The following is an 11,986-nucleotide window of genomic DNA, read 5'->3' as shown; positions in this document are numbered from 1 at the left end:
GACGGTCACTCTCCGCTGGCGTTGGCCGCACCGGTCGCGGAGGCCGGAAGGGGGACGGTGAGGACGTTGGCCTTGCCCTCCGACGGGATGTTCACGGTCAGCTCCAGCTGGTCGACTCCGGCAGGGACGTAGTAGGAGACAGCGAAGGATCGGCTCTTCTCGTTCGGGATCGTCCAGGTCGACTGGCCGTGGAAGAGCCCGGTGGGCAACCACGGCAGGCCAGCGGTTTTGGCGGCGACAGGACCGTCCGCGGTGTCGAGGACGGCCGGTTCCGGGCGACCGTCGAACTGTGTGCCCTTGAGGGTGGTGCCGGTGACGTCCTGGAAGTCTTGGTTGCCCTGGGAGGGGATCCACTTGCCGGTCATTGTGACCTTCAGCAGCAGCACCGGCGTTCCTACCGGGAAGAGCTCCGAAGGCGAGTTCGGGAGGGTGCACCGGCAGCCGTGTTTGGCCTTGACGGTGGTGCCCGGGTAGACGTCGACCCACACGCTGCTGACGATGCCCGATGCGGCTGGCATCGCGTCCTGTGCGGATGTCGGCGTCGGGGTCGGCTTGTCCGGCGCGACCGTCGTGAATGACGGGTTCCGTGTGGGCGTTGTGCGGACGCAGCCGACGAGGGCCAGGCATGGGAGGAGCGCCGCGACTGCGACCAGCTTCTTGTTCATCTCAATTCACCTCGGTTTCGTATGCGCCCTTCACTTAGAACTTCCGGTTCCGAGCGAAAAGTGGCGCGCATCTCGGAGATTCGTATGGTCAGGGCACCTGAATGTGCTGGTGGTTGCAGGTATCGGGGAAGTCGTTGGTGAAGTTCGTAAGCGCGCCGAGCGCCACGCGGGCGCGGGATCGGCAGTCGCTTTGACCGATCGATGACCCGTGCGGTGCATATGGGTCCAGCGCGCGGATCAGATCGATCGAGAGTGTGTCGGCTCCGGTGAGGGACTGCCGGTTGATCGCGTAGAAGTCCACTGCCTTGCCCTTCCAGTGCGCGGATGCGGTGCCGGCGCCTGGCGTCATTCCGGTGCAGCGCCGGTTGAGGTCGCTGACGCCGACCTGTCGGAATGTCTGGACGGCGACGACAATCAGTTGGAGGACGTGGGCGTCGATTATGCAGTCGGACGTCGCCGACCCGTCGGCCATGTTGATGACCTGCTGCTGGTAGCGCGGCTCAAGGAAGTTGAGCTTCTTCGCCTGGATCGCGCCAACCAAGACCGCGGCGGCCTCGCGGGCGTCCGCGGGGACCTGACACGCACCGGCACTCGCCCCGGTCAGGGCGGCCAGCACCTGCTCCGCTGGTGTCCAGAATCGGGCGTAGTGGTTCGGGTCGGCGTTGATCTGGACCGCGTGCGCGACCAGGGTGGGGGCGAGGGTCTGCCAGTCCGGGACGTGCAGCATGCGCGTGTAGAACGCGGCGGCCGCGGTCGCCGGGTCCATACGTTCCGCAGCGGTCCCGTAGCCGGCTCCCTGCTGGAAGACCCCGATGGTGGTGTTGTCCACCGCGTCCCCGTGGTCCAGGTTCCGCAACCCGGACTCCCCGATCGCGACCATCAATGCAAGCGTCTGCCCGTGCGGCGGGACGCTGAGCTGCTGGCCGACGGTGATGATCGTCGCGGCTATCTTCAACTGGTCAAGTCCGTAGCCGTCCACGTTCTGGCCCGCTTCGACCGACGGCGCGGATCCACCGCACACTCCCCCACCGCCGCTGAACCCGTTCGCACCCATCGCGAGCACCAACGACACCGGCACCGCGACCAGAGCGACGGGGACGACCAGGACGATGACCGCGGCGACGATCAGCAGGTTCCGAGTGGACTTTGGATGGGCGACGACCTGCGCGGCCGCCGTACCGACCCCGATCACGCCACCATCTCCAGCTCGAAAACGGCCCGGGCGATCACCAGCAGACGCTTTGCAGTCGCAATCCGCGCCCGCGCCGATCCGGGGTGGATGTGCAATCTCGCGGCGATGGTGTCTGCGTCGTCGCCGATCATCCCTGCGACCTCACGGAACCCACCGATCTCGGGCACGCACGACACGATCACCGACCCTGTCATCGGCAGCCCCGCGTCTGCGGCCGCAAGCGCGGCGAGCACGGTTCGTGCGGTCTGGCACACCCGCTCACGGATCGTGCGGACACCACGCTTGGACAGCTGATGAGCTTCCGCCACCCGCTCGGCGTCACCGTCTGCCAGGCTCAGGTCGCTCATCACGTGCCAGTCGGATGGGCCGACGTAATCGGCGACCAGCACCATCCACCGATGCGCGTCAAAGAGGCGGATCATCGCCTCGAGCGGGTCAATGTCCAATTCGGACTCGACCTCGACGTCGACGGTGACGTCGTCCACCGGGCCATACTTCCGTTCGATCTCTCGGAGCACGACGTGACGGGTGATCCCGAACACGAACGCGTGCGGCGACCCACGCTCGGGGTCGTAGGTGGAGGATCGGTGCCAGACCGTCTCCCGGGCGATCTGGAGAACGGCGTCGACCTCATTCGGCCAGCCGCGCAATTGAAAGCGGACATACGGTCGCAATGTGTCTACTTCACGGAGCAACTCCGTAAGAAGAGCATCCGTCCGCGTGCGGACTTGGGTTCCTCCAGCCACGAGATCACAACCTTCCTTGCATGGAGGTGGCTACTTCGAAGGACCGGGTTCGAGCCGGGACGGCTCGTCAGAGTGCGCTGTGGGTCAGCGCGAATGGGCGCACGGAATCGCCCGCGATGGTGAGGGGTGAGGTGAGCCGAGCGTCGCCGGGGAGGTCGGGGCGGCGCGCCCGGATTCGGTGATGGAGAAGCGATTTCGACTCTGAAGTTCGGGAGTCTCAGTCACGATGCGTTACCGGCGCCCTGACTCGAATCGCGAGTCGGGAGTTTCGGCAGTCGGGGTAAGAATCAGCCGCTCCATTTGGTGCCGCACGCTACCCCCGAACGGGGGTCGCGCCTGGATGGCGCGCCGGGGTGAACGAGCTGTTCTACTCGCAGCTCTCGCAGTGCAGTTCATCCATCGGATCGACCGGTACAAGATAGCCATCGACGAAGTCCTGGATGACACCCGGCGCTGCCCGCGCAGTGTCGCTTAGGCCGGTACTCCGGTCTTCGTCTGGGCGCTCGCCTCCAGCCATTCCAACACCTCCGCTCGCTTGTAGAGGATGGTGCGCGGCGTGGGCTTATAGAAGCGCGGGCCACCGCCGTGCCAACGCAGGTAGCCAAGAGCCTTGAGGCTCATGCCTGTGAGTTCAGCCACATCTTCGGGCTGGATGTATTCTCCCGTCATCTCAATTCCTCCGTTCGACAACCCAGGAGTCCTTGCTCTGTTGCATAGACAGTAGCGTCAATTCAGTGGTTTGACAACAGAAGACGCGCTAGTCTGTCGAAATGGCTGACTTTCGATCGGAACCAAGCATCGGGGCACGGATCAAGCTGGCGCGGCGCCAACGCGGTTACCGCACCACTCGCGAGCTGGCAGATGCCATTCCGGCCGACAACGTCACCATGGCCGTTCTGGAAAACATCGAGTCCGGCAGGAAGGCCGATCTCAGCGTCAGCCAGCTCTTGAACATCGCCAGAGGGCTCGGGGTCCCCCCAAGCATGTTGCTCGCCCCAATGGCCACTCCGGACGCCGAACTCGACCTTCCGAACCTCAGCGCGCACTTCGAACAGATGACGCCGGCCGAGTTCGATTGCTGGCTGTCGGCCACGCCGCTGAGCTCATATCGCCCGCGACTTGCGGCCGAACGTGTCGACATCGACATCTTGACTTCACTACGCGAGCTCGGGACGCTCCGGCGGGAGCTCGAGCGTCTCCAAGTCGTTCTCGGTGTCCAAACCGCTTCCGGCGATCCGGACCTCATGGCCAGCAATAGCAACGTCCAAGCGCGCATCGACATAGTGACGCGAGAGGTCTCGCGCGTCGCTGAACTGCTCGTGAGCGCGGGGATCTCGGAGAGATCGGGCGTGGCGTCGTAGGCGCGCATTGGAGGTGGACTGGTGGGCAGCATCGAGTCATACGAAAGCGCTAGAGGGAAGCGCTATGTCGTTCGATACCGGACTCCGGAGCGGAGGCAGGCCGCCAAGCGCGGCTTCAAGACGAAGCGCGACGCCGAGCTTTATCTGGCCTCCATCGAGACGAGCAAAGCGCGCGGCGAGTACATCGACGCGAGCGCAGCAAGGACCACGATTGGGTCACTCGGCACCGAGTGGCTCGCGAACCAGACTCACCTCAAACCCTCATCACTGCGTCCACTGGAGATCGCGTGGCGTCTCCAGGTCGAGCCTCGCTGGGGCAACGTGCCGGTCGGGGACGTCCGGCATTCGGATGTCCAGACGTGGATCACTTCGCTGACCGCGGGACGATCCGCAACTACCGTCCTTCGCTCGTACGGAGTACTCGCCGGCATTCTCGATGTCGCGGTGCGGGACCGACGCGTTCCCAATAACGTCGCGCGTGGCTCCAGGCTCCCCCGCAAGGTTCCGCGAGCTCACCGATACCTGAGTCATCAGCAGGTTCACGATCTGGCCAAGGCGAGCGGAAAGCACGGGGCGCTGGTCCTTGTGCTGGCTTACACCGGGCTTCGATGGGGAGAGGTGACAGCGCTTCGAGTACGTGACGTCGATCTGAAGCGGCGCCGCATCGTCGTCTCCGAGAATGCAGTCGAAGTGGGAAGCGAGACCATCGTCGGCACGCCCAAGACTCACAAGAGACGCTCGGTGGCCTTCCCATCCTTTCTCGCCGCCGCTCTCGCAAGCGCAGTCGAAGGCAAACAACCGAACGACCTGCTCTTCGCCGGGCGCTTCGGCGAGCACCTCAAGCGGGCGACGCGGGGAGAGCGAACCTGGTTCAAGGCCGCACTCGTGAGCGCGGCGATCGAGCCGATGACCGTTCATGATCTGCGACACACGGCGGCCAGTCTCGCTGTCAGCGCCGGCGCAAACGTCAAGGCCGTTCAGCGGATGCTGGGTCACGCCTCCGCCGCAATGACACTCGACGTGTATGCCGATCTCTTCGACGATGACCTGGATGCAGTGGCGGATGCGCTGGACGCGGCGGTGCAGCGATCGGTTTCGCCCGTCTAGACTCCGTGGTCCGGCGACTCTCCCCGCTTGGGCGAAAAGTCGGTGGCGGCCGCTAAAGTGAGCCAAATTCGTGAGGAGATGGCTTGGCTGGGTTTCTCGACCTACTGCGCGTCAGATGGGATGCCCCGTATCGCTTTGTCGCGTCCGTCCTGGCACTGGCGAGCATCATTGGACTGTTCCTGAAGACCGGACCACTTCTGACCCTTTCTGGAGCTGCAGGGTGGGCAGGCCTGCCCATGGTCCAACCCGCGCTCGTGGCCGCCCACCATTGGCTGAACGACCGAGGCATGGTTGTAGCCATTGCCGGGCTTGCAATCATGTTGTTCGGAGTTGGTGCTGCGTACCTGCAAGGGAGAGCCGCCTCGTCAGCGATGATTGGGATCGCGGCATCAGTTGAGGTGGGGAGCTGGGCACCGACGATCGCGCTGGGCCTAGTCGTCGCCCTCTGGACAAGCGTCCGCATTTACCATCTCGTGGGCAATGATTCAGAGAGCTGGCGGCTCCTCAGCGGGGCAAATCGGATCCTCAAGAGCCTTTGGGCAGCAAGCTTCTACGCGGTTGCCCTCCCGTTCTCGTGGGCCTTCATGCGCGGGTAGCTTGGTCGATTCTTCTTCGAAGAGGGCGACTGGATGGCGCAAGAAGCACCCCTTGCGGCCTTATCGGTGCTCATCGGTGCAAGTTCGCGCTCATTCAGTTGTGCGCAAAATGTGCGCAAATCAATAGGTCGGCGGACCTATCATGGCCCGGAATCCCAGTAGATTACTGGGATTCCGGACCATCAAGTGTGGCGGAGGGCGTGGGATTCGAACCCACGAGACATTTCTGCCCACCAGTTTTCAAGACTGGCTCCATCGGCCGCTCGGACAGCCCTCCCGGCGCCGGCGGACCGGCGTCGACCGATTCTAGCGAACGCGGGTGGGCGACGGTCGGCGGCCCGTGATGAACACGTTGGCCGCGCCTGCGGCCAGCACGATCAGCGCCGACACGATCGGGGCGAACATCGCCGCGTGCGTACCCGCGCTCTGCGCCAGCGCGCCGACCAGCGCCGAGGACGCCGACTGGCCGACGATCACGGCCGAGCCGAGGATCGTCATCACCGTCGCCGAGCGGCCGACCGGGCTGCGTTCTGCGCCGAAGCTGTACTGCGTGACCAGCGTCGGGCCGACGCCGAATCCCGCCACGAGCAGCACCAGGATCATCCCCGGAACGGTCGTCGCGAAGGGCAGCGCCGCCGTCGAGGCGGCCAGGATGCCGGCGAAGGTCAGCCAGCGCCAGCGCAGTGCGAACCTGAGCGGGAACCAGGCCACCCCGAGCGCGAGCGCGGCCGAGCCGACGCCCATCACGCCGTAGACGAGGCCGGCCTGCTCCGGGTGGCCGAAGTCCGACAGGAACGACGTCAGCGCGGTGAGCATCGAGCCGAAGAACAGGCCCATCCCGAGCACGCCGACGGTGACCGCGATCAGGCCGGGACGGAGCAACTCGCGCGCCGGAGCCTGCCGCACCGGGAGGCCGTCCTCCTCGGTCGGGCGCGCCGCGCCGCTGCGGTGCAGGGCGAACGCGGTCACGAACAGCACGGTGAGCACGGCGGCGCCGATGATCGGGGCTGCCGGGTTCAGCGTGGTCGCCAGGAGGCCGACGATGAACGGGCCGAAGACGAACACCACCTCGTCGGCTGCGGACTCGTACGCCATCGTCCCGTTGAGGACCGCGGCATGCCGGTCGCCGGGGAGGCGGCTGGCGATGATGCCGACCAGGCGGCTGCGCGACATCGGCGACACCTGCGGCGCGGTCGCGCCGATCAGGAACGCGACGAGCAGCACGAGCGCGTCGGGAGCCGGGCTGAACACCACCCACGCCATCGCCAGCAGCGCCACGCTGTTCGCGATCCCCGCGGCGAGCACCACGCCACGCTGACCGATCCGGTCGGCGGCCGCGCCGATCAGCGGGCCGAAGATCGCGGTGCCGACGCCGACCATCGCGGAGGTCAGGCCGCCGAGCGACAGCTCGCCGCGTGCCGAGACGACCAGGGTCAGCACACCGACGACCATCATGGCGTACGGGAGGCGCGCCAGCAGCGCGACCGGGAAGTAGGAGAAACCCGCCGCCCGGAGCAGCGTCGTCGGGCGCTCCGGTTCGCTGGTGACGCCGGTGTCGGTCGTGTCTGGTCGCGTCATGCCTGGCCTTCTGTCTTCACCGCGGCGGACCGCGGGCTTCAAGTGCCGCCTTGGTCCGCCGGACGAGCCGGCGCGAGGTAGTTACACGATGGAACTGTGAGCGGAGGGGCGAACCTCCGCAGGATTCAAGTGTGCACCACGGCGGTTCGTTCCCGCCAGGCGCACTCGAGCCGGCTCAGTCGTGGAACGGCTTCGAGCAGGTGACCTGCGCGGCCGTCTGGCCGTGCACGTCGGAGGGGAGCTGCACGGACGAGCCGTCGCCCGGCGCCGCGCTCGACGTGTCTGTCGGGGCCGGAGCAGCCGGAGCCTCGGTCGCCGGAGCGGACGGGGCGGCCGGGGCCTGCGTCGCCGTGCCGGGCGCCGCCTCCGAGCCGACGCCGGTGTCACCGGTCAGGGTGACCGGCTTGTCGCTCTGCAGAGCCGTCATCAGCGTGCTCGCGGCGTCCTTGGTCGGAGCCACGCCGTTGCCCTCGTAGTGGTTCGGGTACTGCACGAAGACGACCTTCGAGACGTCGACGTTCTTGAGCGCCATGGCCATCGAGGCAATGGTGGTCGGACTATTCAGGCTCTCCGACAGGGAGATGTTGCTGGTCGCGGCCTTGGCCAGCGCGTACACCTTCACCGGGTTGGCGAGCGTGTCGGCGCTCTTGATGGTGCGGACGAGCGACGAGAGGAACACCTGCTGGTTGCTGATCCGGCCGAGGTCGGAGCCGTCGCCGACGCCGTGCCGGGTGCGGAGGAACGCCAGCGCCTGCTGGCCCTGGAGGGTGTTCTGGCCGGCCTTCACGTCGAGGCCGGTGTACGGATCCTTGATGTCGCCCGCGACGCAGACGTCCACGCCGCCGACCGCGTTGGACATCTCGATCACGCCGTCGAACTGGATGACCCCCGCGTACGGGATGTCGAGCCCGGTCAGCTTCTCCACCGTGAGCACCGTGCAGGCCAGGCCGCCGTAGCTCAGGGTGTTGTTGATCTTCTGGCGGCTCATCGCGTCGTAGCTGCCGCCCTTGCCGTCCGGGCACGAGGGGATGGGCACGTACATGTCGCGCGGGAAGCTGACGACCGTGGCGTTCTTGTGGTCGGCCGACACGTGCAGCAGCATCGTCACGTCGTTGAGGTTCTCGCCGCGGTCGCCGTAGCTCTTGTTGCCGCCGCCGGAGTCGGAGCCTGCGAGGAGGACGTTGAAGGCGCCGTCCATCGCGCCGAGACCCGGCGTGACGACCTTGCCCTTCGCATCCACGAGCTTGACCGCCGGCTTCAGGCTGGTGGCCACGTCGTAGGTCGCGTACGCCGCGACGCCCGCGGTGCTGATCCCCACGACGGCGAGCACGCCGATCAGCAGGGCCGCGACGGTCTTGAAGGGATGATGCCGCTTGAGGCGTCCGTGCCGGGCCAGCGACGGGCCGGCCGACTTCTCCTGCGCGCGCGCCTGCGCGCGGGTGGGCATCTCGTCCATTCACTCCCTCTCGTCGGACCACGTCGGAACGGCGGCGCCTGAGAAAGCACACACCATCCACAAGTCTGACACAGCCGCCTGGAAAGCCTCTGCACACCGAACCCCCAGGTCAGCCGCCACATTCGTGACGAATGTCGCGTCAGACGCCGCGAAAGGCGACCTTCGTGACGAATGTCGCGCGCGATCAGAGCGAGTCGAGTACCGCCGCGAGGCCGTCCTCGGCGACGGTGCCGGTGACTTCGGACGCGATCGCCTTGACCTCGTCCGGCGCCTGCCCCATCGCGGCTCCGCGGCCCTCGGCGGCCGCCCACTCCAGGAGTTCGAGGTCGTTGCGGCCGTCGCCGACCGCCACCAGGCGGGAGGCCGGGATGTCGAGCGCGTGCCGCACCCGCTCCATCGCCGTCGCCTTGCTGACGCCGTCCGGCGAGATGTCGAGCCACGCCGTCCATCCGATCGAGTAGCTCACCCGCTGGAGGCCCATCCGCTCCACGATCGCGAGGAACTCCTCCTCGTCGTGCTGCGGCGACACCACGACGACGCGGGTGGCGGGATGCGCGGCGAGCTCCTCGAACTCGACCTGCTCCGCGTTCACCAGCTCCCAGTCGGTCATGCCCTCGGTGTAGCGGCGGAAGCCGGTCGGGTCCTCGACCATGAAGCTGCCGGACGGCAGATGCGGTCGGATCGTGCGCAGCACCTCGGTCGGGTCGAACGTCTCGATGAACTCGCGACGGTAACCGCCCTCGACGGTTTCGTCGCGCATCATCGTCAGCGCGCCGTTCGCGCACACCACGAACTTGCTGGTCAGCCCGAATTTCTCGTGAATCGCCCGCGCGGTCTCCCAGCTCCGGCCGGTCGCCAGCATCACCTCGTGCCCGGCCTCCCGGACGCGCGTGACGGCGGCGAGCACGGCGTCGCCGACGGACTCGTCCTCGTGGATGAGGGTGCCGTCCACGTCGAGCGCGATCAGCAGACGGTCGCTCCCGGCCACAGTGCTCACTGTGCGATCGGCTCCAGGACCTCGAGGCCGCCGAGATACGGCCGCAGCGCCTCCGGCACCAGCACAGAGCCGTCGGCGCGCTGATGGGTCTCCAGGATGGCGACCAGCCAGCGGGTCGTCGCGAGCGTGCCGTTCAGCGTCGCGACCGGCGCGGTCTTGCCGGACTCGGTGCGGTAGCGGATCTCCAGTCGGCGCGCCTGGAAGGTGGTGCAGTTGGAGGTCGAGGTGAGCTCGCGGTAGCGGCCCTGCGTCGGGATCCACGCCTCCACGTCGTACTTGCGCGCGGCGCTGGAGCCGAGGTCGCCGGCCGCGGTGTCGATGACGCGGTAGCTGAGACCGAGGGCCTGCATCATCTCCTCCTGCCAGGCGAGCAGCCGGGCGTGCTCGGCCTCCGCATTCTCGGGGAGGGTGTAGACGAACATCTCCAGCTTGTTGAACTGATGCACGCGGATGATGCCGCGGGTGTCCTTGCCCGCCGAGCCGGCCTCGCGCCGGTAACACGTGGACCAGCCGGCGTAGCGCAGCGGCTCGGAGACGTCGAGGATCTCGTCCGCGTGGTAGCCGGCGAGCGCGACCTCGCTCGTGCCGGTGAGGTACAGGTCGTCGTCCGCCAGGTGGTAGACCTCGTCGGCGTGCGAGCCCAGGAAGCCCGTGCCCTGCATCACCTCCGGCTTCACCAGGGTGGGCGTGATCATCGGGACGAAACCGTTCCCCAGCGCCTTGTCGAGCGCCATGTTCATCAGCGCGATCTCGAGCCGCGCGCCGATGCCGCGCAGGAAGGAGAACCGGGCTCCCGCGACCTTGGCCCCGCGGGCCATGTCGATCGCTCCGAGCAGCTCGCCCAGCTCCAGGTGGTCGCGCGGCTCGAAGTCGAACTCCGGGATGCCGCCGACCTCCTTCAGCACGACGTAGTCGTCCTCGCCGCCGCTCGGGACGCCGTCCACAATGGGGTTGCCGATGCGTCGCACGACGGCCTCGAAGTGCGCCTCAGCGGCGTTCGCGGCCTGCTGCGCCTCCTTCACCCGGCCGGCGAGCGCCTGCGCCTGGGCGACGAGCGCCTGCTTCTGGTCCTTGGGCGCCTGCGCGACCTGCTTGCCGAACGCGTTCTGCTCGGCCCGCAGCTCTTCGAATGCGGTGATGGCGGCCCGGCGTTCGATGTCGGCCTGCAGCGCCTCGTCGACGAGCTGCACGGAGTCGCCACGGGCCTCCTGGGAACGTCGGACGACATCGGGGTTCTCGCGCAGCAGGACGGGATCGATCACTGCCCCAGCTTATCGTCGTCCAGTAGCGTGATCCCGTGGACGAGCGGGAGGGGACGAGCGGCACGACGGTCGCCGTCGTCTACAACCCCGTGCGCGTGGATGTGCGGCGGGTGCGGGCGGCGGTGGAGGCCCGCGCGGCCGACGAGGGCGACATCGAGCTGCTCTGGCTGGAGACCACACCGGAGGACGGCGGCCAGGGCCAGACCCGCCAGGCGCTCGAACGCGGCGCGACGCTGGTGCTCGCGGCTGGCGGCGACGGCACGGTCCGGGCGGTCGCGGAGGCGCTGCGCGACCAGGACGCGACGCTGGCCCTGCTGCCCGGCGGCACCGGCAACCTCCTCGCCCGCAACATCGGCGTCCCGTTCACTGGCCTGGAGGAGGCGGTCGCCGTCGCGTTCGACGGCGTCACCCGGCGCATCGACATCGGCGTCGCCACGGCCGAGCGGCCCGACGGGAGCAGCAGCGAGCACGCCTTCCTGGTCATGGCCGGCATCGGCTTCGACGCCCGGATGATCGAGACCACCCGCCCGGAGCTCAAGCGCCGCTTCGGCTGGCTCGCCTATGTCGAGTCGGCCTTCCGCTCATGGCCGGCGTCGCGCGACGTCCGGGTGCGGTTCCGCATCGAGAGCGGCGCCGAACGCACGGCGCACGTCAGCACCATCCTGTTCGCGAACTGCGGCGACCTCCCCGGCAACATGCAGCTCATCCCGGACAGCGAGGTGGACGACGGCCTGATCGACATCGCCATCCTGCAGCCGGTGACGGTGTTCGGCTGGCTGGCGATCTGGCGCAAGGTCAGCTGGGAGAACCGGGTGCTCCGCCGGAGCGCGCTCGGGAGGCGGATCATCCGCTTCACCGATAAGGCCATCCGCGCCCGGCTCAGTTACCTGCGCGGCGCGGCGGTGGCGGTCGAGCTGGACGCGCCAGAGCCGTTCGAGCTCGACGGCGACGGATTCGGGGAGGTCATCCGGCTCGGCATCGCCGTGGACCCGCAGGGACTGCGGGTCCGCGTGCCCCGATGAGCGC

The 11,986-nt window shown here is 67.6% G+C and carries 12 protein-coding genes and 1 tRNA gene; 4 read left to right on the top strand and 9 right to left on the bottom strand.

Features of this window, described 5'->3' with window-relative positions; translation table 11 throughout:
- Nucleotides 1-5: 5 nt before the first annotated feature.
- From AC1ROW_RS17055 to AC1ROW_RS17040, 4 genes are all read right to left on the bottom strand, one after another.
- Complete coding sequence (locus tag AC1ROW_RS17055; RefSeq protein WP_493020079.1) at nucleotides 6-665, bottom strand: hypothetical protein; 660 nt, start codon at nucleotides 663-665, stop codon at nucleotides 6-8.
- Between the two features lie 88 nt (nucleotides 666-753).
- Nucleotides 754-1,857 (bottom strand): hypothetical protein, encoded by a 1,104-nt coding sequence (locus AC1ROW_RS17050; RefSeq protein ID WP_493020078.1) that lies wholly within the window; start codon nucleotides 1,855-1,857, stop codon nucleotides 754-756.
- Complete coding sequence (locus AC1ROW_RS17045; RefSeq protein WP_493020077.1) at nucleotides 1,854-2,603, bottom strand: sigma-70 RNA polymerase sigma factor region 4 domain-containing protein; 750 nt, start codon at nucleotides 2,601-2,603, stop codon at nucleotides 1,854-1,856. Before AC1ROW_RS17045 ends, AC1ROW_RS17050 begins: the two co-directional genes overlap by 4 nt.
- 471 nt (nucleotides 2,604-3,074) lie before the next feature.
- The gene (locus AC1ROW_RS17040) at nucleotides 3,075-3,272 is read right to left on the bottom strand and encodes a helix-turn-helix transcriptional regulator (RefSeq protein ID WP_493020076.1); all 198 of its coding nucleotides are present in this window, start codon (nucleotides 3,270-3,272) and stop codon (nucleotides 3,075-3,077) included.
- A gap of 101 nt (nucleotides 3,273-3,373) precedes the next feature.
- On the opposite strand from AC1ROW_RS17040, the gene AC1ROW_RS17035 reads away from it, so the two are divergent.
- The 3 genes from AC1ROW_RS17035 to AC1ROW_RS17025 all read left to right on the top strand — a co-directional run bounded on the left by AC1ROW_RS17035 (nucleotide 3,374) and on the right by AC1ROW_RS17025 (nucleotide 5,667).
- Nucleotides 3,374-3,964: a helix-turn-helix domain-containing protein gene (locus AC1ROW_RS17035; RefSeq protein ID WP_493020075.1), complete on the top strand. Its 591-nt coding sequence runs from the start codon at nucleotides 3,374-3,376 to the stop codon at nucleotides 3,962-3,964.
- A gap of 21 nt (nucleotides 3,965-3,985) precedes the next feature.
- Complete coding sequence (locus AC1ROW_RS17030; RefSeq protein ID WP_493020074.1) at nucleotides 3,986-5,071, top strand: site-specific integrase; 1,086 nt, start codon at nucleotides 3,986-3,988, stop codon at nucleotides 5,069-5,071.
- A gap of 83 nt (nucleotides 5,072-5,154) precedes the next feature.
- Nucleotides 5,155-5,667 (top strand): hypothetical protein, encoded by a 513-nt coding sequence (locus tag AC1ROW_RS17025; protein ID WP_493020073.1) that lies wholly within the window; start codon nucleotides 5,155-5,157, stop codon nucleotides 5,665-5,667.
- A 189-nt stretch (nucleotides 5,668-5,856) separates the two neighbouring features.
- Here AC1ROW_RS17025 and AC1ROW_RS17020 read toward each other — a convergent pair.
- From AC1ROW_RS17020 to serS, 5 genes are all read right to left on the bottom strand, one after another.
- Nucleotides 5,857-5,944, bottom strand: a tRNA-Ser gene (locus AC1ROW_RS17020).
- 29 nt (nucleotides 5,945-5,973) lie between these two features.
- A complete protein-coding gene (locus tag AC1ROW_RS17015) occupies nucleotides 5,974-7,245 on the bottom strand; it encodes an MFS transporter (protein ID WP_493020072.1) in 1,272 nt (423 codons plus the stop codon).
- A gap of 175 nt (nucleotides 7,246-7,420) precedes the next feature.
- The gene (locus AC1ROW_RS17010) at nucleotides 7,421-8,701 is read right to left on the bottom strand and encodes an LCP family protein (RefSeq protein WP_493020071.1); all 1,281 of its coding nucleotides are present in this window, start codon (nucleotides 8,699-8,701) and stop codon (nucleotides 7,421-7,423) included.
- A 184-nt stretch (nucleotides 8,702-8,885) separates the two neighbouring features.
- The gene (locus AC1ROW_RS17005) at nucleotides 8,886-9,698 is read right to left on the bottom strand and encodes an HAD family hydrolase (RefSeq protein ID WP_493020070.1); all 813 of its coding nucleotides are present in this window, start codon (nucleotides 9,696-9,698) and stop codon (nucleotides 8,886-8,888) included.
- On the bottom strand, nucleotides 9,695-10,960 hold the full coding sequence (gene serS, locus AC1ROW_RS17000) for a serine--tRNA ligase (protein ID WP_493020069.1): 1,266 nt from the start codon (nucleotides 10,958-10,960) through the stop codon (nucleotides 9,695-9,697). The genes AC1ROW_RS17005 and serS overlap by 4 nt, the downstream gene beginning before the upstream one ends.
- A 35-nt stretch (nucleotides 10,961-10,995) precedes the next feature.
- Here serS and AC1ROW_RS16995 point away from each other — a divergent pair, with 35 nt between their 5' ends.
- Nucleotides 10,996-11,982 carry a diacylglycerol/lipid kinase family protein gene (locus AC1ROW_RS16995; RefSeq protein ID WP_493020068.1) on the top strand — a complete coding sequence of 329 codons (987 nt, stop codon included), beginning with the start codon at nucleotides 10,996-10,998 and terminating at the stop codon, nucleotides 11,980-11,982.
- The last annotated feature ends 4 nt before the right edge of the window (nucleotides 11,983-11,986 follow it).

This window comes from Leifsonia sp. GW821-FHT13C09, from assembly GCF_058806435.1.
This window is presented reverse-complemented; position numbering and strand designations above follow the sequence as displayed.

Coding starts and splice junctions, on each gene's coding strand:
- AC1ROW_RS17035 (WP_493020075.1), top strand. CDS start 3,374: ATGGCTGACTTTCGATCGGAACCAAGCATCGGGGCACGGATCAAGCTG.
- AC1ROW_RS17010 (WP_493020071.1), bottom strand. CDS start 8,701: ATGGACGAGATGCCCACCCGCGCGCAGGCGCGCGCGCAGGAGAAGTCG.
- AC1ROW_RS17040 (WP_493020076.1), bottom strand. CDS start 3,272: ATGACGGGAGAATACATCCAGCCCGAAGATGTGGCTGAACTCACAGGC.
- AC1ROW_RS17015 (WP_493020072.1), bottom strand. CDS start 7,245: ATGACGCGACCAGACACGACCGACACCGGCGTCACCAGCGAACCGGAG.
- AC1ROW_RS17055 (WP_493020079.1), bottom strand. CDS start 665: ATGAACAAGAAGCTGGTCGCAGTCGCGGCGCTCCTCCCATGCCTGGCC.